Here is a 20,105-nt window from a genome sequence, read left to right as displayed (position 1 = left end):
CCCGAGAGGCCGTTCCGGCGGAATCCGGCACGGCCCCCGGTCGGCTCGGGCTATCGCTCGGCGCCGCGGCCGAAGGAGCGGCGGGCCCAGACGTAGCCGGCCAGGGTCAGGCCGACGCACCAGGCCAGGGCTATGTAGCCGCTGTCACCGATCGCGGTGCCCATCAGCAGACCGCGCAGGGTCTCGATCGCGGGCGTGAAGGGCTGGTACTCGGCGAACCAGCGCAGTCCGGTCGGCATGGAGTCGGTCGGCACGATGGCGCTGCCGAGGAAGGGCAGGAAGGTCAGCGGAAGCGGGGTGTTGCTCGCCGACTCCGGAGTCCTGGCCACCATGCCGATACCGGCCGACAGCCAGGTCAGCGCCAGGGTGAGCAGGGCCAGCAGGCCGGCCGCGGCGAGCCATTCGACCAAGGAGGCGTTGGGGCGGAAGCCGATGGCGAGGGCGACGCCGACGACCAGGGCGATGGCGGCCAGGGTCTGTAGGACACTGCCGACGACGTGCCCGGTGAGGAACGCGGCGCGGGAGATCGACATCGTTCGGAAGCGGTTGACGATGCCCTCGGTCATGTCGACGCAGACGCCGACCGCCGTGGCCACCGCCCCCGCGGTGGCGGTCATCAGGATGATGCCGGGGGCGACGTAGTCGATGTACTTCCCGCCGCCGGTCGGCGCGCCGGCGATGCCCGCGCCGAGCGCGCCGCCGAAGGCGTAGTTGAACAGCAGCAGCATCATCACCGGCATGAGGACGACGGAGACGGTCATCGACGGGTAGCGCAGGGCGTGCTTGAGGTTGCGCCGCAGCATGGTCATCGAGTCGCTGACGGCATAGCCGAGGGTGCTCATCGGGTCATCTCCACGGAGGTGTCGGGGGTTCCGGTGCCGGTCAGGGTGAGGAAGACGTCGTCGAGGTCGGGGGTGTGCAGCGTCAGCGACTCGGGCTGGACGCCGGCCGCGTCCAGGACGTCGAGCACGGCCCGCAGCGTCGGGAGGCTCCCGTCGCTCGGGATGCGCAGGGTGAGCTCCTCGGCGTCGCGCGCGGCGGCACCGAAGTGCCGGGCGGCGCTGTCGAGTTGTGCCGGGTCCGTGAAGCCGAGCCGGATGTGGCCGCCGGGTATGAGCCGCTTGAGCTCGTCCGCGGTGCCCTCGGCGACGATCCTGCCGCGGTCGAGGACGGCGATGCGGTCGGCGAGCTGGTCCGCCTCCTCCAGGTACTGCGTGGTGAGGAAGACGGTCACGCCGTCGCGCTCGACCAGGTCGCGGATGATCTGCCACAGGGTCCGGCGGCTGCGCGGGTCGAGCCCCGTCGTCGGCTCGTCGAGGAAGATGATCCGCGGATCTCCGACCAGCGTCATGGCCAGGTCGAGTTTGCGCTTCATGCCGCCGGAGAGCGTCGACACCGGCTTCTTCGCGGCCTCCGTCAGCTCCAGGCGCGCGAGCAGCTCGGCGGCCCGGCGCCGGCCCTCGGCGCGGGGCAGATGCCGCAGGTCGGCCATCAGGAGCAGGTTCTCCTCGGCGGTGAGGAGGCTGTCGACGGCGGCGAACTGACCGGTGACGCCGATCGCGGAGCGCACCTCACCGGGCCGTTCGGCCAGGTCGTGGCCGGCGATGCGGGCCGAGCCGGCGTCGGGGGCGAGCAGGGTGGAGAGGATCTCGACGGTGGTGGTCTTGCCGGCGCCGTTGGGGCCGAGCAGGGCGAAGACCGTGCCCTCGGGGATCGTGAGGTCGACGCCGTCCAGGACGAGCTTGTCGCCGTAGGACTTGCGCAGCCCGAGGGCGGAGATCGCCGGCGCGGCGGTGGTGGTGCCGGTGACGGTGGTGGAGGTGGTGGCCATGGGGGCTCCTGTGAAGTCTCCTGTGAGATGTGACATGGCACAGCTGGGTTCGGAGCCGGGCGTGGCGCCGTGCCGACGCCCGGTTCTCGTGCGTACTGCCCCGGGGCGCGCGGCCACGGCGTGCCGCTCCGGGCGCCGCGGTCAGGCGGGGTGTGCGGGGCGCGTGGTCAGGAGGCGCGGCGGATCACGATGTCGCCGGCCTGGGTGCGGGCGTGGATCTCGACTGTGTCGTCGGCGGAGCCGGGGCCCTCGGCGGCACCGAGGAAGTTGCGCACGGTGCCGACCCGGGAGCTGACGTCCAGCCAGGCCGCGGTGGACTCGCGGATGCCGACCTCGACGCCGCCGACCGAGGTCTGGAGCTCGACCCTGCCGCGGGTCACCTCCTTCACCTGGATGGAGCCGTGGGAGCTCCTGACGTCGACCGACGCCTGCGCGACACCGACCGTGACGGGGCCCGCGGAGGTGTTGACCTTCAGGTCGCCGGTGATCGTGCCGATCGCCGTCTCGCCCATGCCGTTCTTGACGGTCGCCGCGCCCTCGATGCCACCGATGTCGATCCGGCCGGAACCGTGGATCTCCGCGCTCCCCGCCAGGCGGCCGACGCGGATGTCGCCGAGGCCGGTGCGCAGGTTCGCGGCGCCGGTCAGGTCGAGCCGGATGTCGCCGACCGAGGTCTTGACCCGGCATTCCCCGAGCGGTCCCGTGCTCACGTAGTCGCCCATGGGGGAGTTGGCCTGGAGGTGGGAGCCGGCGGGGAGTTCGACGGTCACGTCGATGGAGCCGACCTTGCCGAACACCGAGCGCTTCTTCGGGCCCTTGAGCGTCAGGGTGCCGTTGGCGTACGTGACCTTCGTCTGCTGCACCGTCTTGATGTCGTTGTCGTCGGCGCCGTTGCTCGGCAGCACCTCGACGACGGTGTCCGTGCGCTCGCTCGCGACGATCCGCACGTGACCGAGGTCGAACTCGAGGATCGCGGTGATGGGCTGGGGCGTGTCGTAAGAAGGCATGGCTGTGCCGTCCTCGTGGCTATGAAGGGTGGATGCGCAGGAGGTGAAGAGGGGGCGGGTCGGTGCGGGCCGCTAGCGGACCCAGCCCTGGTAGCTCTGGCCCTTGCCCGGGCGGGCGGCGCGGACAGGAGTGGCCGGCGGTGCGGATCCGCCCGGCTCCAGGGCGGTGGCCACCGCCCGTACCAGCCAGGCGTTGACGGATAGGCCCTCCTGGCCGGCCGCGTGCTCGACGCGGGCCTTGAGGTGGGCCGGGAGTCTGAAGTTGATGCGGGCCGTGCCGCCCTCGTCGGCTTCCGGGGCCGCCGACGCCGATGGCGCCACTGGTGGCGCCATCGGCGCCATGTCCTGCGGGCCCGCGGCGGGCAGGTCCGGTGCCGGCGGTGTCGTCACCACGAACTCGGGGTCGAGCCCCCGCAGCCGCACGTCCACCGAGCCGGGAGCGAGCTCACGGGTGATCTCGTCCGATGCGGCGGACAGTGCGTTCAGCAGGGTCAGCCGTACAGCGGACTCCAGGGGGGTGGTGAGCCGCTCGGCCAGGGCGCGAGCGTCCTCCCCGCCCGCCTCGGCGGCGACCGCGAGCTCGCGGCGGAGGTGATCGACGTAGGGAGTCAGGTCCATGGGAACCATCATGGCGCCAAAGTGGCGCCATGGCAAGCCCCCATGGCGCCAAATGGCATCACATGGCGCCATGCGTGTGCCACGTGGCGCCATCGAGTGGCCTCCGGTGGCGCCGATCCTCACCCATGGCGCCACGGCACCGCAGGTCAGAGCGCCGGGTCGCGGCGCCCCGTCAGCGCGCCAGACGACCCGCGGGAGGGGCAGGGCGTCGTACGCCGGCGGGAGCGACTCCATCCGGTGCCGATCCGACTGGCCGCTCAGGGCTGCATGGCGTCGAACGGCAGAAGGCGATGAAAGACCACCATGGCTTGGCCGGGACCGTTGTAGTCATCGACGGTCTCCGCGTCGAATCCGAGGCGGCGATGGAAGGCGATCGAGCCGGTGTTTCCGAGTGACGTGATCGCCTTCAAGCGCAGCGCGCCGTGGCGATGGGCGGCGTCAGCGAACGCCGCATACAGACGGCGCCCGAGACCGGTGCCGCGGGCGTCGTCCCGAGTGGCGATCAGGTGGACGTACCCGGTGCCGGTCGGGGTGACGAACCCGATGATGTACCCGTGGATCCCGTCCTCGGCGCGGGCGACCAGACAGGTTTCGCCGAACTCCTGCACCAGCGCCAGAAGGTGCAGGGACCGAAGGTCGCGCTCTCCCCAGTACCGGTGGTGGTCGGCAAGAACCTGGTGGATGTCGGTCATCTCGGCCGAGGTGATCTGTGTGCGCATGACACGGATCATGGCAGCCGCGTCCATCGCTCCCAAGGCCGTTACTGATCTCGCCCGTCAATCGGTCGATTGACGGGCGACGCTGACGAGCCCCGACTCGTAGGCACTGATCACCAGCTGCGCGCGGTCCCGCGCACGCAGCTTGCTCAGCAGCCGACCGATGTAGGTCTTGACGGTGCCGTTGCTGAGGTGAAGGTATGCGGAGATGTCGGCATTGGAGAGGCCGCGCGCCACGAGCACAAGGACCTCACGCTCGCGCTCCGTGAGCTCTTCAAGCGAGGAGCCCGGCGCATGGTGCGCATGGGGAAGGCGAGCGAACTCGGCGATCAGACGTCGGGTCACCGAAGGGGCGAGAAGGGACTCTCCGGCGGCGACCGTGCGGATGCCCGCCAGCAGCACCTCGGGAGACGTGTCCTTGAGGAGGAATCCCGCTGCCCCGGCACGCAGCGCCCCGTACACGTACTCGTCGAGGTCGAAGGTGGTGAGGATGAGAACGCGGGTTCCGGCTGTCCCGGGGGATCCGGCTATGCGCCGTGTCGCCTCGATGCCGTCCATGCCGGGCATCCTGATGTCCATCAGCACCACGTCCGGGCAGAGCTGCTGTGCGCTCTCGACAGCTTCGGCCCCGGTGCCGGCCTCGCCCACCGCTGTCAGCCCGGGGGCGGTGTCGATGAGCACGCGGAAGCTGCCGCGGAGCAGGGCCTGGTCATCGGCGACGAGTACCCGGATCGGTTCGGTCACGCGGTCCTCTCCCTGCGGCTCGTAGCCGTGCCGTGAGCGGGTTCGTGCGGGAGACGGGCCGACACAGCGAACCCGCCGCCGGGCCGTGGCCCGGTGGCCAACGTCCCGCCGTACATCATCACGCGTTCGCGCATCCCCACGAGTCCATGACCACCCCTGAGCTCCACCCCGTCGGTCGCGGCCGCGTTCCCGGCTCCGTCATCCACCACCTCTATGTGCACCTCTCTTCGTGAGTCGACCGTGATCGCCACCTGGCACTGTGTTCCGCCGCCGGCGTGCTTGACCACGTTCGTCAGCGCCTCCTGCACGATCCGGTAGACGGCCAGCGCTGTCCCCGCGGGGAGGCCGGCGGCCAGCCGGGTGCGGAGTTCGGTACGAACTCCTGCCCGCTCAGCGCGCTCGACGAGAGCCGGCAGGTCGTCCAGTCCGGGAGGGGGAGCCGTCTGTGCCGAGCCGGGCTCTCGCGTGCGTCGACCAGCGGTGTCGCCGCGGAGCACTCCCAGGGCACGGCGCATCTCGGTGAGCGCCTCCCGACCGGTCTGCTCGATCGCCTGGATGGCATCGCGCGTCTCTTGGGGGCGTGCCTCGGCCACATGGCTCGCCACCGCTGCTTTGACGACGATCACGCTGAGGCTGTGCGAGACGATGTCGTGCAGTTCTCTAGCGATGCGCAGCCGTTCTTCGGCCAGTGCCTCCTCCGCAAGGCGACGGTCCCTTCGGGCCGCTCGGGACCTCCGTTCGCGCACGACACGCCCTGCGGTCCACGCCGCGCCGATGACCAGCCAGACGAGGGCGGCAGTGCCGGCGGCTTCCGTCCACGGGCCGGAGGGCGTCAGGATCGCCTCACCGGTGATGACCGCGGCTGCCGAGACAACCAGGGTCAGGGCGAACGCCGCCGAAGCCCGGCGTGTCGGCTCGATGAGCGCCACCGCGTAGACCGCCAAGGCCGCGGAGATGTACGGGTCACGAGTGATGTCGAGCAGTGTCGCCGTCGCCGAAGCAGCCACGACCACGGCCAGGGCAGGCAGGGGCCACAGGCGCCGAACGGCCGGCGGCACTCCCACACAGACGGCCACCAGCCAGCCCAGCCACCACGGACCGGAGAACCGGGGCAGACCGTCTGACGCACCCTGGTCGGCCAGTGCCACGTACCCGGCTGTCACTACGGCCGCCGCGCAGGCGTCGATCGCCAACAGGTGCGCGCCGGTCGGCAGTCGCCGTCCCATTGTGTGCATCGCTCGACGATACCGATGGACGCTCATCCAGCCTGCCCGAAGAGGAACATCGCGGTACCCACGGCGACCAGCAGGAGAAGCCTTCCGGCGACCGTGGCCGCCCGCGGGGTCCGCCCGTCGCGCAACGCGGCCACGCCCGACGGAACGAGCGCGACGAACAGTCCCGCAGCGGCCGCGACCGATAGAGGGGTCGTTCCCTTCAACACCCCCAGCGGCATCGCCGATGCCAAAGCCAGGGCCGCCGCACGCAACGGTCCCAGCACTCGGGAGCGGTACGCGCCGATGGCCAGCAGGAGCCAGCCGCCCATGATGGCTGCGTTGAGCGTGCTGAAGACGTGGAACGCGCCGTAGGTCTCGCCCACCGTTCGCGTCGCCGATGCCGCCCCCTGCACGGCCGCCAGTTGGAAGGCCAGATGGTCCACACCGGCGTGAAACGCGCGGGCGAAGAGGCCGAGGACCGTGAGCGCGCCGCCCCACAGAGCGAGTTCCCGGAACCTCTCGCCGATCTTGGCCGCGAGCAGCGCGACTCCCGGCCAGAGCAGCACCCACCCGGCGGACACAAAGCCGTACGAGGCCGTCATGAGGTCCGGATGGTGCCCGTACGCACTCAGTTGCGCGGGGAAGAAGAAGTCGAAGCGCAGGCGCAGCAGTACGCCGACGAGCAGCAGCAGGGGGCCGAGGACGAGGGAGGCGCCGCCCACCCAGCGTCCCGGAAAGACAGGATGAGGAACGTCGATTGACGCAGTCGTGACGGTCATGGGGCAACGTTGCTGCAGCCGCACGTGCCGCGTCGTCGGAGCATGGACCACACTTCCGGATCGGACCGTGGTCGTACCGCTTGCCTGCCGTTCGCTTCCGGTCCGATTCTCGTACCGACCGGAAACCATGCTGCCCGGCTCACGCGCGCTCGGCCGACCGGTGCTCGTCGACGTCCCCCGGTGGCCGATGGCCTGGCACGGCAACCGCCGCAAGGCCCGGGCGGGTGCCCATGGCGAGGTTCACCTCCCCGTACGGGCGCACATGCGATCGCGGTACGGGCCTGCCGGCCGTCCCGCACTGCCTGCCGGCCCCGTCGCTCCCCGGCGAAGACGAGTGACGACGCCCGGGAGCGCGACGACGTCAGAGGTCGTTGCCCGCGTACGACAGGTTGAAGCTCTTGTTGGTGAGCGGGAAGTCGGGGACGATCGTGTCCGCGAGCGCCACCGGCAGGGCCGGCCAGTTGAAGAACGACGGGTCGACCGGCTTGACCCGGGTGAGCCGGCCGTCCGCGGTGACCTCCACCCGGGTGGCGATCGTGCCGCGCCAGCCCTCGACGAGCCCCACGCCCGAGCCGGCACCGCCGCCCGATCCGACGCCCGACGCGGACCGCGATCCGGTGCGCGCACCGACCGGGGTGATCATCTCGCCCGGCGCGAGCCCCTCGGCCAGGTGCTCGATCAGGGCGAGCGACACGTCGATCTCCTCGGCCCGCACCAGGAAGCGGGCCAGCACGTCGCCGGTCTCGCGCACCGGGACGGCGACCTCGGTGTCGTAGGTCACGAAGGGGTGTGCCACCCGGGCGTCCGTGCCCGTGAGCCCGCTGGCGCGCGCCACGTAGCCGAGGCAGCCGAGCTGCCGGGCGGCGTCCGCGCCGAGCACCGCCGTCCCGGTGAAGCGGTCGAGCACGGTGGAGTGGCCGAGTGCCAGGCCGGCGATCTCGCGGATGTCGCGGCCGAACGCGGCCAGCCGCCCGGGATCGGGCAGCGCCCGCAGCACCGCGCCGCCCGGCACCACGCCGCCGCGCAGCAGCCGGTGACCCGTGATCTCCGCGTTCAGCCGCAGGAGTTGCTCGCGGATCCGCTGGGCGTGCGCGTTCAGGATCCCGTGGCCGACGTCGTTGCACAGCATGCCCAGATCGGCCACATGGTTGTGCAGCCGCTCCAGTTCGAGGAGCAGCGCCCGGGCGGGTGCGGCGGCGGCCGGGACGACGGTGCCGGTGGCCTCCTCGACGGCGAGGCAGTACGCGAGCGCGTGACCGACGGCCGTGTCGCCGCTGATGCGCTCGGCCAGCGGCAGCCCGGCCTCGACCGTGCGGCCCTGGAACAGCTTCTCGACCCCGCGGTGCACGAACCACAGCCGCGCCTTCAGCCGCAGGATGGTCTCGCCGACGACCGAGAAGCGGAAGTGTCCGGGCTCGATGAGCCCCGCGTGCACCGGGCCGACGGGGATCTCGTACACGCCGTCGCCCTCCACCTCCAGGAAGGGGTACGGGCCCTCCTGTTCGCCGAACGGCGGGGGCGGCCCGGCGTCCGGGAGCATCGGGTACCAGCCCTTGGGCCAGTGGAAGTGCCGCACCAGGCGCCGCGGCAGCGGATGGTCGAGCGGTACGACACCGTGCAGGTCGCGCATCTCGCGCTCGAACCGGCCCGCGGGGAAGGAGAGCCCCGCGAGCGTCGGGATCGCGGGCTTGTCGGGGTCGAGCCGTACGTGGAGCTCGGTCCGGACGTCCGGCGGACCCGCGACGAAGAGCAGCACCACGCGGACCCGGTCCGGGTCGTCGTGATGGGCGGCGACCAGCGCGAGCCGGTGACCGGAGTCGAGCAACTCGGCCACCCGCGAGGTCAGTTCGCGCGTGTCGGTCTCCTCGACCGAGCGGACGGCGTCGGTGGGTGCGGAAGCGTTCGGCACGGAAGCGTTCGGCACGGAAGCGTTCGGCACGGAAGCGTTCGGCGCGGATGCGGTGGGCACGAGGTCGGTACGCGTGGAGTCGGTACGCGTGGAGTCGGTACGCATGGCTCAGTGCCCTCCGATCACGGCGGCGGCCTCGTGGAGCAGGTCGGTCAACGGGCCGGTCGTCAGGCCGAGCGCGGCGCACGTGGCCAGCCCGAGGACGAGCGGCCACACGGCACCCGGCCACGCCCCCGAGTCCAGGTCCCGCCCCGGGTGCAGGTCCGGCCCCGGGTCCCGCCCCTGCTCCGGGTCCCGCTCCGGGCCCGAGGACCGGGCGGGCATCGCCGGGCCCAGCAGCATCCGGGCCGTGCGGACCGCGAGCGCGCCGAAGACGACGAGTGCGAGCAGCAGCGCGACCGTCGCCACCCACCCCAGGCCCGCGCCGAACCCGGCCCGCACGATGCCGAGTTCGGAGGCGAACAGGCTGAACGGCGGGAAGCCGAGCAGCGCGGCGACCGCGAGTCCGAAGGCGCCGCCGAGCCACGGCAGCCGGGCGAGCAGCCCCCGGACCCGTCCGATCAGCGGCGTCCCGGTCAGCCGCAGCAGGTGCCCCGACGCGCAGAAGGCGACCGCCTTCGCGAGCCCGTGCCCGGCGATGTGCAGCAGCAGGGCCGCCCGGGCGAGCGGTGTGCCGATCGCCGCGCCCAGGGCGATCAGGCTCATGTGCTCCATGCCGGAGTACGCCAGCATCCGCCGGTAGTCCCGCTGGGCGAGCAGCAGGGCCGCCGCCACGGCCAGCGTGACCAGGGCCATCCCGGTCAGCAGGCCCCGCGTCAGGCCGGTGCCCAGCGCGGCGGCCGCGATCTGCCCGTACCGCAGCACCGCGGCGAAGGCGACGGGCGCGAGCGCGCCGGACATCAGCGCGGCGACCGGCGCGGGCGCCTCGCCGTAGGCGTCGGGCAGCCAGGCGTGCAGCGGCGCCAGGCCGGCCTTGGCGCCGAAGCCGAGCACCACGAGCGCGATCGCGAGCCGGGTCACGGCCGGGTCGAGCCGGCCGGCACCCGCGACGAGCGTCGGCCAGTCCAGGGCGTGCGCCTCGTCGATGCCGGCCTGCCGGGCCGCGTAGTAGACGAGGACGGTGCCGAGGAAGGCCAGCGCGATCCCGGCCGAGCAGATCACCACGTACTTCCACGCGGCCTCGACGGACCGGCGGGTGCGGCGGTGGCCCACCAGGAACGTGGTCACGATCGTGGTCGCCTCGACCGCCACCCACAGCACGCCGAGGTTCGCCGTGAGCACGGCCAGGCACATCGCGCCCAGGAACGCCTGCACCAGCAGGTGCAGCACGGCCGCGCTCTGGGCCCCCTCCCGCTCCCCGGCCAGGTACGCCGGCAGCGTCCCGCACGCGATGAGCGCGACCGCGCCGACCACCAGCAGCAGCCACACCGTCAGCGCGTCGGCCCGCAGCAGCCCGCCGAACGTGCTGAGCGCCCCGCCGCGCGGCAGCGCCGCCGCCAGAAGCGCGCCGCAGCCGAGCACGACGACGGGCGGGACGACGGCCGAGCCGGGCGAAACGAGGGCCGAGCCGGGCGGGACGAGGGCCGAGCCGGGCGGGAGCCCGGTCGGAACCGGGTCGGCTTCCAGGTCCGGCGGCGTCGGCCCCGCCCCGACCAGGACGGGGGTCCGCAGCGGCTTCCTCACCGGCGTCCGGCGCCGCATCCCGCGCACCGCGTACACGCCGGCGGCGGCGCACGGCGCGGCGACGGGCGCGGTCAGGACGAGAGCGGTCGTGGCGGCGTCCATCAGTCGTGCAGCTCCCGCAGGTCGTCGAGGTCGGTCGTGCCGAACGCGGCCCGCATCCGCGCGGTCAGCAGGTGGAGCACCAGGACCGCGAACAACACGTCGAAGGAGACGCCCAGTTCGACGACGAGCGGCACCCCGGAGGCGGCGAGGAACGCGGTCGCGGTGATCCCGTTGTCGAGCAGCAGGAAGCCCACCACCTGGGAGAGCGCCCGGCGCCTGGTGACCAGGACGAAGAAGCCGATGAGCACCACCGCGAGGCCCACCGGCAGCGCCCGGGTCGCGGGCGTCGGGTCGAGCGCGACCAGCGGGCGGGCCACCGCGCGGGCGAGGAGGGTCAGCGCGGCCGCCGCCAGCAGCGAACCGGCCACGTTCACCAGCGGCCGGGTCTCCCGGGCCTCGGTGCCCCCGGTGTCGTACGGGCTCCGGTCGGCCGTCAGCGCGGTCAGCGCCCGCCGGACCAGATACGGCAGCACACCCGCCCGCAGCACGCCGACACCGACCGCCACCACCACGAGGTCCGCGCGCCCCTCGTGCCCGCCGAGCAGCGCGGCGATCGCGGCCAGGGCGACGCCCTGGAGCGCGAACGCGCGCACGACCGCGGCGAGTTCATGACGCCAGAGGACCAGGACGGCGGCGAGCAGGAAGGCCCCGCAGGCCAGATCGAGGAGCTGGGAGTACGGGGTGGAGGCGAGGTCCGTCATGTCCCGGCTCCCTCTCCGCTCAGGAAGGACGAGGCGGCCACCGCGAGCAGCGCCAACAGAAAGGAACCGGCGAGCAGTTCGGGCACCCGGAAGAGCCGCAGCTTGGCCCAGCACACCTCGGCCGCCGCGAGCAGCGCGCCGAGCACCGCCACCTTCGCCACGAACACCGGCAGCGCCACGGCGAGCGCGCCGGCCGACGCCGTGGTGGCGATGCCCCACGGCGCGAACAAGGAGGCGAGCAGCCCGAGCAGGACGGTCAGCCGCAGCTGCGCCCCGAGCTCGACCAGCGCGAGGTCCCGGCCCGCGTACTCCAGGACCATCGCCTCGTGCACCATGGTCAGTTCGAGATGGGTGGACGGGTTGTCCACCGGGATCCGCCCGGTCTCGGCCAGGACGGCGACGGCCAGCGCGGCCGCCGCGAGCAGCCCGGCGGGCGAGACCAGCCGGTCCGGCTCGCGCACGGCCCCGTCGACGATGGCCGGCAGATTGGTGGTCCCGGCCGGCGCCGACAGCGCGAACACCGCCATCAGCAGCGTCGGTTCGACCAGGGCCGCGATCGTCATCTCCCGTGACGCGCCCATGCCGCCGAACGCCGTGCCGCTGTCCAGGCCGGCCAGGGCCAGCGTGACCGTGCCCAGCGCGAGCAGCGCCACGACCAGGATCAGGTCCGCGCGCCGGGCGACCGGGGTGTCGGTGGAGACCAGGGGCACCAGCGCGGCCACCACCAGGGCCGTCGCCACGAGCAGGACCGGCGCGGTGCGGAACGCGGGCCCCGTCCCGGCCGGGCCGATCGGCTCACGGCGCAGCAGCTTCCGCACGTCCCGCCACGGCTGGAGCACCCCGGCGCCCGCCCGCCCCTCCAGGCGGGCCCGCACCTGCCGCATCAGCCCCGTGAGCAGCGGGGCACCCGCGACCACCGTGCCCACCTGGGCGGTCACCGCCGCGTATCCGAGCGCGCTCACCAGCCCACCACCAGCACCACGAAGAGGGACAACAGACCGAGGAAGCCATAGCCGAGATAGAGATGGACGCTGCCGCCAGCGAGCCGGCGCGCCCCACGGCCCGTTCGGGCGAGCGCGCCGAGCACCGGCTCGTACAGCCGGTGCTCGATCCGGTCGGGCACCCGGTGCCGGAAGCGCACCCGCTCCACCAGATAGGCCGACTCGCGGGCGTGGGTCACCGCCACGTCCTGCTCCGGCGCGAGCACGTCGTCGAAGACCCGCTGGAGGGGCTCGGCGAACGAGGTCGCCGTGTACGCCATGCGCGCGGTGGGCGCCCCGCCGCCGCAGTCCCACAGCCGGGCGCCCGCCCGCCGGTGCCGGGCCTCGGCGCCGTACACCCGGCTCAGCGCGCCGGTCAGCGCCACCGCCCCGGTGAGCGCGGCCGCCACCCACAGCGGTGAGAGCGAGGTCGAGATGTCGTGCAGCCGCACCCCGGTGCCGCCGTTGCTCGCCGCCCCGGTGCCGCCACCGCTCGCCGCCCCGGTCCTGGAGAGCGCGACCGCAGCCACGGCGCGGTCCAGGGCCGGACCCAGCAGCCCCGGCACGAGCGCGAGTCCCGCGCAGGCGACCGCGAGCACTCCGAGGGCGGCCAGCATCAGCGGCGGCGACTCCTCGGCGCGGTGGGCCTGCCGCCCGCGCGGCCGGGCGAAGAAGCCGACGCCGAGCGCCTTCACGAACACGACCGCTGCGATGCCCGCCGACAGCGCGACGAGCCCGACCGCGAGCGGCAGCGCGATCGCGACGGCCAGGCCCGGCAGTTCGAGCCCGTGGATCAGCGACTGCAGCAGCAGCCACTCGCTCACGAAGCCGTTCCCGGGCGGCAGCGCCACCGCGCCGAGCGCGCCCACCGCGAACAGACCGGCCGTCACCGGCATCCGGGCCCGCAGCCCGCCCAGCCGGTCGAGGTCCCGCACTCCGGTCGCCCGCACCACCGAACCGGCCGCGCCGAACAACAGGGCCTTGAACGCCGAGTGGTTGACGACGTGCAGCAGCCCCGCCGACAGCGCGAGCGCGGCCAGCGCGCTGTCGCCCTCGGCCGCGAAGAGCCCCGCCGCGCCCGTGCCGACGAGCACGAGCCCCATGTTCTCGGCCGTCGAGTGGGCGAGCAGCCGCTTGAGGTCCGCGGCCATCGCGGCCTGCAGGATCCCGTACGCGGCGGTCAGCCCGCCCAGTGTCATCAGCGCCAGCCACCACCAGGCCGGTCCGCCGCCCAGCAGGTCGAAGCCGGTGCGCACGATCCCGTACACGCCCAGGTTGACCATGGCCGCGCTCATCAGCGCCGACACCGGCGCCGGCGCCTCGGGGTGGGCGCGGGGCAGCCACGCGTGCAGCGGCACCATGCCCGCCTTGGACGCGAAGGCCAGGCCGGTCAGCGCGAACACCGTGCCGCGCACCGCCGGCGACAGACCCGCCGCGGCCGCCCGCAGCGCGGCGAAGCCCTCGCCCCCGGCCGCGCCGGCGAACAGGGCGAGCCCGGCGAGCAGCAGCACCAGACCGAGCTGGGACATCACCGCGTACCAGACGCCCGCGCGCCGCACCTCCGCCCGCTCGCGGTGCTCGACGAGCACGAGCAGGAGCGAGGCGAGCGCCATCAGCTCCCACAGCGACAGGAACGTCGACACCGAGGCCGCGGCGGGGACCAGGACCAGCGTCAGGGCGAAGAGCGGAAGCACCGTCTGCGCGGTGCGAGAGGCCGGTCCGTGGGCCTCGTCGGCGGTGTGCGGGCCGTGCTGGGCCGTGTAGCCGATGCCGTACAGCGCCACGGCGGCCACCACCGCGCCCGCCACCGCCATGAAGAGCCCCGACAGGGCGTCCACCGACAGCGCCGCGCCAGCGAGCGGCAGCAGCCCCGGCAGTCCGGTCGCCCAGCCGGCCCCGCCGAGGGCGGCGACCCCCGCCGTGCCGCCCGCCACTCCGACCCCGGCCGTGCAGAGCCCGGCCACCACCCGCCGGGCCCTCGGCGGCAGCGCCGCTCCGGCCGCCGCTCCCGTCGCGCCGCATCCGGCCGCCGTCGCCAGACCGGCCGCCACGAGACTCACCGCCCGGTCACCCGGCGCAGGGCCGCGACGATCGCCGCGGGCTCCGGGGGACACCCCGGCACGGCGAGGTCGACGGGCACCACGTCGGAGACGGCGCCCTCGATCCCGTACCCCCCGGCGAACTCCCCGCAGTCGATCGCGCAGTCGCCGACGGCCACGACGATCGGCGGCTCGGGCATCGCCTGCACGGTACGGCGCAGGGGCACCGCCATGTTCCGGGTCACCGGGCCCGTCACCAGGGCCACGTCGGCGTGCCGCGGCGAGGCGACGAGCCGCGCCCCGTACCTCTCGGCGTCGTGGACGGGGTTGAAGGCGGCCGCGATCTCGATCTCGCACCCGTTGCACGAGCCGGCGTCCACGCACCGCACCTGCGCCGAGCCGCCGAGCCGCCGGGCCTGGGGGAGCGGTCCGCCTTCGGGCGCCGGCGGTGCGGGCTCGGCCACCCGCCCGGTCGTACGGATCTTGCGCAACAAGCCCATGGACACCACCCCTCCCGCGCCCTCGCGAGAGCCTTTCCACGGCGGCTAACGGGCCCGTGCACGGCCGGAGTTACGGCACTTTCCTCGCGCTTTGCGTGCTTTGTCGAGTCTTGGTGCCGTCGTGGCCGACCGAAAAGGTCAGGAGGAGCGGACCGCCCAGCTTGCGCGCAGGGCTCCACCGAGACCGAGCAGGTGCCAGGTGATCGCTGTCATGCCGTCAGGATCGCAGCCGCACCGACGCCGCGGCCGGCCGTCGTGCGCGGTGTCCCGCGGACCGGCTGAGGGTCAGTCGGCGGGCACGAACCGGACGCCCGTGACGAGGTCCGGGCGGATGCGCACCACATGGGCCGTGCGCTGGTCGGTCCAGGGACGGAGCACGCCCGGTAGCGGGCCGCCTCCTTCGTGCGCCGGCTCGGGAGTACTTCGTACTGCACGGATGCCTTCCAGGGGCCGCGGTGGGACGGGAGCGTCGGCTTCCCGGCGGGTTCTCGCCCTCAGTAGACGTCCGCCGATCCGTGGCCGGAAGGGCCGTTCGGCCCCTGCCACCTGGGGATCCGGGCCTGTTGACTGACGGACGGAGGGGCCTCGGCGGCCCCCGAAGGCGCCCTCGGAGGGGCGGGGAGGAGAGGGAACATGATCGCGGTCGTGGGACACGAGGACCTGCGCGCGGAGACGTCGGCGCTGGTGGAGCGCGAACTGCGGGTGCGCCTGGAGCGCTACGCGGATCCGGCGCCCGGCCTGGTCCGCGCCGGGTCGGGGCCCTCGGTCGCCTTCGCACGTGCCGTACGGGCGGCAGGCCGGCGGCTCGTCGTCCTGCTGCCCGCACGGGGCCCGGTGCCGGCGCCGCTGCCGCCGCGGGTCCTGGAGCCGGCCCGTGCGGCGACGCGGCTCGCGGACGAGGTTCGGCTGCTGGCGTACGACCCGGCGGACCGCGACTCGCGGGTGCGGGCGGACGAGGCGCTGGTCCGCCAGTGCGACCGGATGCTCGCCGTGTGGGACGGTTCGCCCACCGACGGGCGGGACGCCACGGCGCACCTGGTCGCCTACGCGCGCACGCACGGGGTACGGGTGGAGGTGGTGTGGCCGGTCGGGGCGGTCCGGGCGGCCGGCGCGGCCGGGCCGGCCGGTGCGGTCGGGCCGGTTGGTGCGTCCCGGGTGTGCCGGCCCCGGGGCCGGGGGACGGCCGGGCCTCGGCAGGGCGGGCACACCGGGACGCGAGGGTGAGTGGATCATGCTCCCGGCCGGTCCGTGAAGGGCCTTTCGGCCCTTCGGGACCAGGGCCGAAAGGCCCACGCCCGGCATTGCCATACTGGCGCTCTTCTCTCGTACGGCCGGGTGTTCGGCCCGGCCGTCGTCCTGCCCAGGAGTCCTCGGTGAAGCCCTGTCCCACCACCCGTCCGACCGTCCCGCCGACACTCGCCTTCCCGGCCCGTCGCGGCTCCGACGGAGCCCGGGCGGGGCGTCCGTGCTGACCGCCGACGCCTCCGCCGACACCGCCGGCGCGACGCCGATCCGGGTCTTCCTGCTCGACGACCACGAGGTCGTCCGCCGGGGCGTCCGCGACCTGCTCGAAGCCGAACCCGACATCCAGGTCGTCGGCGAGGCGGGGAACGCCCGGGAGGCGCTTGCCCGGGTGCCCGCGATCCGGCCGGACGTGGCCGTGCTCGACGTGCGCCTCGGCAGCGCGACCGGCGGTGACCACGAGGGCGTCGAGGTGTGCCGTGAACTCCGCGCCGAGCTGCCCGATTTGGCCTGTCTGATGCTGACGTCCTTCGACGACGACGAGGCCCTCTTCGATGCCATCATGGCCGGCGCGGCCGGCTACGTGCTCAAGCAGATCGGCGGCTCCGACCTGATCGCGGCGGTCCGTACGGTCGCCACGGGCAAGTCGCTCCTCGACCCGAGGATGACGGCCCGCGTCATGGCCCGGATCCGTGAGCCCGAGCCGGCGCCGGCGGCGGCGGCCGTGCCCGGCGAGCTCGACCGGCTGTCGCCGCGCGAGCTGGAGATCCTCGACCTCATCGGGTTCGGCCTGACGAACCGCCAGATCGCCGACCGGCTCTTCCTCGCCGAGAAGACGGTGAAGAACCGGGTGTCGGCCATCCTCGCCAAGCTGGGCGTGGGCCGGCGGATACAGGCGGCGATGATCGCCGAGCGGTTCCGCGAGGCGCACCGGGGCGACCGCCCGTGACGTGACGGCCCGCCGCCTTCGGCGTGACGGGCCGCCGTCCTTGGCGTGAGGGGCCGTTGTCCCTGGCGTGGCGGCCCGCCGCCTGTGAAGTGACGGGACCGCCGTCCCCGACCTGACGGACACCGCCCTCCCGCCGGGGCGGTCGGTCCACCGTGATCGGCGCGCTCCAGGTGATCCGCGTGCCGCCCTCGTCGGGCACGTCCACGCGGAAGCTGCCCCGGCACTGCTCCGCCCGCGCCCCCATGTTGAGCAGCCCGCCGGTCGGCCGCGCGAGGCCCAGGCCGGCGCCGTCGTCCGTGACCGAGCGGACGAGCCGGTCGGCCGGGTCCGGGACGGCGAGCGCGACGTCCACCCGGCGCGCCCGCGCGTGCCGCGCCGCGTTGCTCAGAGCCTCCGCCGCCACCGCGAGGAGGGCGATGAGCGGGCCGTGCATCCGCTCGGGCACGTCGAGCCGGGGCCAGGGCGGCCGGGCGGGCGGTTCGTACGGGTCCGGAACGGTGTCGGCCATGTGCGTGCGCGGCTCGTCCTGGTGTCGGGCGTCCTCGGGGGTCTCCTTCGGGTGGGCGTCCTGGTGTCGGGCGTCCTCGGGCGGGGTCTCCTCCGGGCGGGCTTCCTGGTGTCGGGCGTCCTCGGGCGGGGTCTCCTCCGGGCGGGCTTCCTGGTACCGGGCGGCCTTCCGTACGGAGCGAGCGTACGTGGCCGGCCCGTACCGGACGGAAGGGGCCGTTCGGCCCGTTGTCGCAGCTCCGCGGGGTCTGTTCGACCCTATCGGGGGCAGGGGGCCCGGCGGCGATCATCTGAGGCGGCCGGAAGCGCGCCGTCTCTCCCCCGTGTGCGGTCGCTTCCGGTCGTTTCCCGCACCGCAGAAGGAAGGTCGCCGTCCGGTGGACGAGGCACAGACACAGCCACGCAGCATTCAGGTGAAGCAGCCGACCGAGCCGGAGCCCGCGGCCACGGACGCCGGCCGGCCCTCCTGGGTGAGCTGGCTCACCACGACCGATCACAAGCAGATCGGCACGCTCTACCTCTGTTCCGCACTGTTCTTCTTCATCATCGGCGGTGTCATGGCCCTGATGATGCGGGCGGAACTGGCCCGCCCCGGCATGCAGATCATGTCGAACGAGCAGTTCAACCAGGCGTTCACGATGCACGGCTCGATCATGCTGCTGCTGTTCGCCATGCCGCTGTTCACCGGCTTCGCCAACTGGATCATGCCGCTCCAGATCGGCGCGCCCGACGTGGCCTTCCCCCGGCTCAACATGCTGGCCTACTGGCTCTACCTGTTCGGCTCGCTGATCGCCGCCGGCGGCTTCCTCACCCCCGGCGGCGCAGCGGACTTCGGCTGGTTCCTCTACGCGCCCCTGTCCGACGCCGTGCACTCGCCCGGCCTCGGCGCCGACCTGTGGATCATGGGCGTCGCGCTGTCCGGCTTCGGGTCCATCGCGGGCGCGGTCAACTTCATCACCACCATCATCTGCATGCGCGCCCCCGGCATGACGATGTTCCGGATGCCGGTCTTCACCTGGAACGTGCTGCTGACCTCGCTCCTCGTCCTGCTGGTCTTCCCGGTCCTGGCGGCGGCGCTCTTCGCGCTCGAATGCGACCGGAAGTTCGGCTCGCACGTCTTCGACGCGGCCAACGGCGGCGCGCTGCTGTGGCAGCACCTCTTCTGGTTCTTCGGGCATCCGGAGGTCTACATCCTGGCCCTGCCGTTCTTCGGCATCATCTCCGAGGTCATCCCGGTCTTCTCCCGCAAGCCGATGTTCGGCTACATCGGTCTCGTCGCCGCGACGATCGCCATCGCCGGCCTGTCGGTGACCGTGTGGGCGCACCACATGTACGTCACCGGCGGTGTGCTGCTGCCCTTCTTCTCCTTCATGACCTTCCTCATCGCCGTCCCCACGGGCGTGAAGTTCTTCAACTGGATCGGCACCATGTGGAAGGGCTCCCTGTCCTTCGAGACGCCGATGCTGTGGGCGACCGGATTCCTCGTGACCTTCACCTTCGGCGGTCTCACCGGCGTCATCCTCGCCTCGCCGCCGATGGACTTCCACGTCTCCGACTCGTACTTCGTCGTCGCGCACTTCCACTACACGCTGTTCGGCACGGTGGTGTACGCCATGTTCGCCGGGTTCCACTTCTGGTGTCCCAAGTTCACCGGCAGGATGCTCGACGAACGCCTCGGCAAGATCACCTTCTGGACCCTGACCACCGGTTTCCACGCCACGTTCCTCGTCCAGCACTGGCTCGGCGCCGAGGGCATGCCGCGCCGGTACGCGGACTATCTCGACTCCGACGGCTTCACCGCCCTCAACACCGTGTCCACCATCGGGTCGTTCCTTCTCGGCCTCTCCTTCCTGCCGTTCTTCTACAACGTCTGGAAGACCGGCAGGTACGGGAAGAAGGTCACCGTCGACGACCCCTGGGGCTACGGCCGGTCCCTGGAGTGGGCGACGTCCTGCCCGCCGCCCCGGCACAACTTCCTCGTCCTGCCCCGGATCCGCAGCGAATCGCCGGCTTTCGACCTGCACCACCCGGAGATCGCGGCGGTCGACCGGCTGGAGAACCACCGGTGAACCCGGTCGTGCCCGGACTGGGCGTCGCGGCCCTGACCGCCTCGGGCTGCGTCTGGTACGTCCCCGCTCTCGCCGACCTGCGCGCCGGCGCCGACCGCCCGGTCTCCCGGCGCCTCGCCGCGGCCGCCTGCCTCGCCGGCTGGGCCACCGCCGCCGTCACGGCCCTGCTGCTCCTCGTCGGCGCGCCCGCCCGGCCGCTGTCCGCCCTGGGGGCGGCCGGAGCCGGCGCGTGCCTCGCCCTCCGTCTCCGGGCGGCCGTCCGGCGCCGCAGCGAGGAGCGGGAGGACGCCGTCTGCTGGACGGCCTTGAAACTCCCGCCGCCGGTGCGGGGAGGCGCGCCGCGCCCGCTGGTCTTCGCCCGCACGATCGGCGCGGGCCTCACCCTCGCGCTCGCCGCGGCCCTCGCGCCGGCCTGGGTGCGCCCGCACGGCATCCCCTTCGCCCTGGCGGCGACGGCGCCCGTGGCGCTCGCCGCCTGCACCCTGCTGACCGCCGTGGCCGTGAGCGCCCCGCGC

18 protein-coding genes are annotated in these 20,105 nt (G+C 73.4%); 4 read left to right on the top strand and 14 right to left on the bottom strand.

What is annotated here, in order from left to right:
• Nucleotides 1-50: 50 nt before the first annotated feature.
• The 14 genes from ACWEJX_RS16245 to ACWEJX_RS16180 form a co-directional block, all read right to left on the bottom strand.
• On the bottom strand, nt 51-842 hold the full coding sequence (locus ACWEJX_RS16245; protein ID WP_451608088.1) for an ABC transporter permease: 792 nt from the start codon (nt 840-842) through the stop codon (nt 51-53).
• Nucleotides 839-1,831, bottom strand: coding sequence for an ATP-binding cassette domain-containing protein (locus tag ACWEJX_RS16240; protein WP_451608087.1), 993 nt, complete (start codon nt 1,829-1,831; stop codon nt 839-841). Before ACWEJX_RS16240 ends, ACWEJX_RS16245 begins: the two co-directional genes overlap by 4 nt.
• A gap of 167 nt (nt 1,832-1,998) precedes the next feature.
• Nucleotides 1,999-2,838 (bottom strand): DUF4097 family beta strand repeat-containing protein, encoded by an 840-nt coding sequence (locus tag ACWEJX_RS16235; RefSeq protein WP_451608086.1) that lies wholly within the window; start codon nt 2,836-2,838, stop codon nt 1,999-2,001.
• A gap of 72 nt (nt 2,839-2,910) precedes the next feature.
• Nucleotides 2,911-3,456 carry a hypothetical protein gene (locus ACWEJX_RS16230; RefSeq protein ID WP_451608085.1) on the bottom strand — a complete coding sequence of 182 codons (546 nt, stop codon included), beginning with the start codon at nt 3,454-3,456 and terminating at the stop codon, nt 2,911-2,913.
• A 257-nt stretch (nt 3,457-3,713) separates the two neighbouring features.
• Nucleotides 3,714-4,175: an N-acetyltransferase family protein gene (locus tag ACWEJX_RS16225; RefSeq protein WP_451608084.1), complete on the bottom strand. Its 462-nt coding sequence runs from the start codon at nt 4,173-4,175 to the stop codon at nt 3,714-3,716.
• 57 nt (nt 4,176-4,232) lie between these two features.
• Nucleotides 4,233-4,916, bottom strand: a complete 684-nt coding sequence (locus ACWEJX_RS16220) for a response regulator transcription factor (RefSeq protein WP_451608083.1) — start codon at nt 4,914-4,916, stop codon at nt 4,233-4,235.
• On the bottom strand, nt 4,913-6,151 hold the full coding sequence (locus ACWEJX_RS16215; RefSeq protein WP_451608082.1) for a sensor histidine kinase: 1,239 nt from the start codon (nt 6,149-6,151) through the stop codon (nt 4,913-4,915). The genes ACWEJX_RS16220 and ACWEJX_RS16215 overlap by 4 nt, the downstream gene beginning before the upstream one ends.
• 23 nt (nt 6,152-6,174) lie before the next feature.
• Nucleotides 6,175-6,909 carry a hypothetical protein gene (locus ACWEJX_RS16210; protein WP_451608081.1) on the bottom strand — a complete coding sequence of 245 codons (735 nt, stop codon included), beginning with the start codon at nt 6,907-6,909 and terminating at the stop codon, nt 6,175-6,177.
• A gap of 361 nt (nt 6,910-7,270) precedes the next feature.
• Nucleotides 7,271-8,743, bottom strand: coding sequence for a hydrogenase large subunit (locus ACWEJX_RS16205; protein WP_451608130.1), 1,473 nt, complete (start codon nt 8,741-8,743; stop codon nt 7,271-7,273).
• A 183-nt stretch (nt 8,744-8,926) separates the two neighbouring features.
• Nucleotides 8,927-10,603 (bottom strand): proton-conducting transporter transmembrane domain-containing protein, encoded by a 1,677-nt coding sequence (locus ACWEJX_RS16200; protein ID WP_451608080.1) that lies wholly within the window; start codon nt 10,601-10,603, stop codon nt 8,927-8,929.
• Entirely contained in the window at nt 10,603-11,304 is a 702-nt protein-coding gene (locus ACWEJX_RS16195) for a hypothetical protein (RefSeq protein WP_451608079.1), read from the bottom strand. Before ACWEJX_RS16195 ends, ACWEJX_RS16200 begins: the two co-directional genes overlap by 1 nt.
• Nucleotides 11,301-12,266, bottom strand: a complete 966-nt coding sequence (locus ACWEJX_RS16190; RefSeq protein ID WP_451608078.1) for a respiratory chain complex I subunit 1 family protein — start codon at nt 12,264-12,266, stop codon at nt 11,301-11,303. Before ACWEJX_RS16190 ends, ACWEJX_RS16195 begins: the two co-directional genes overlap by 4 nt.
• A complete protein-coding gene (locus ACWEJX_RS16185) occupies nt 12,263-14,344 on the bottom strand; it encodes a proton-conducting transporter transmembrane domain-containing protein (RefSeq protein ID WP_451608077.1) in 2,082 nt (693 codons plus the stop codon). Before ACWEJX_RS16185 ends, ACWEJX_RS16190 begins: the two co-directional genes overlap by 4 nt.
• Complete coding sequence (locus ACWEJX_RS16180; protein WP_403789908.1) at nt 14,341-14,823, bottom strand: NADH-quinone oxidoreductase subunit B family protein; 483 nt, start codon at nt 14,821-14,823, stop codon at nt 14,341-14,343. The genes ACWEJX_RS16185 and ACWEJX_RS16180 overlap by 4 nt, the downstream gene beginning before the upstream one ends.
• A gap of 633 nt (nt 14,824-15,456) precedes the next feature.
• Here ACWEJX_RS16180 and ACWEJX_RS16175 point away from each other — a divergent pair.
• The 4 genes from ACWEJX_RS16175 to ACWEJX_RS16160 all read left to right on the top strand — a co-directional run.
• A complete protein-coding gene (locus tag ACWEJX_RS16175) occupies nt 15,457-16,047 on the top strand; it encodes a hypothetical protein (RefSeq protein ID WP_451608076.1) in 591 nt (196 codons plus the stop codon).
• A gap of 241 nt (nt 16,048-16,288) precedes the next feature.
• Nucleotides 16,289-17,014, top strand: coding sequence for a response regulator (locus tag ACWEJX_RS16170; RefSeq protein ID WP_451608075.1), 726 nt, complete (start codon nt 16,289-16,291; stop codon nt 17,012-17,014).
• A gap of 920 nt (nt 17,015-17,934) precedes the next feature.
• Complete coding sequence (gene ctaD / locus ACWEJX_RS16165) at nt 17,935-19,590, top strand: aa3-type cytochrome oxidase subunit I (RefSeq protein WP_451608074.1); 1,656 nt, start codon at nt 17,935-17,937, stop codon at nt 19,588-19,590.
• Nucleotides 19,587-20,105: hypothetical protein (locus ACWEJX_RS16160; protein ID WP_451608073.1), on the top strand; the 519-nt coding region annotated here is incomplete at its 3' end. The genes ctaD and ACWEJX_RS16160, both read left to right, overlap by 4 nt.

It is taken from the genome of Streptomyces sp. NPDC004788 (assembly GCF_053601115.1).
This window is presented reverse-complemented; position numbering and strand designations above follow the sequence as displayed.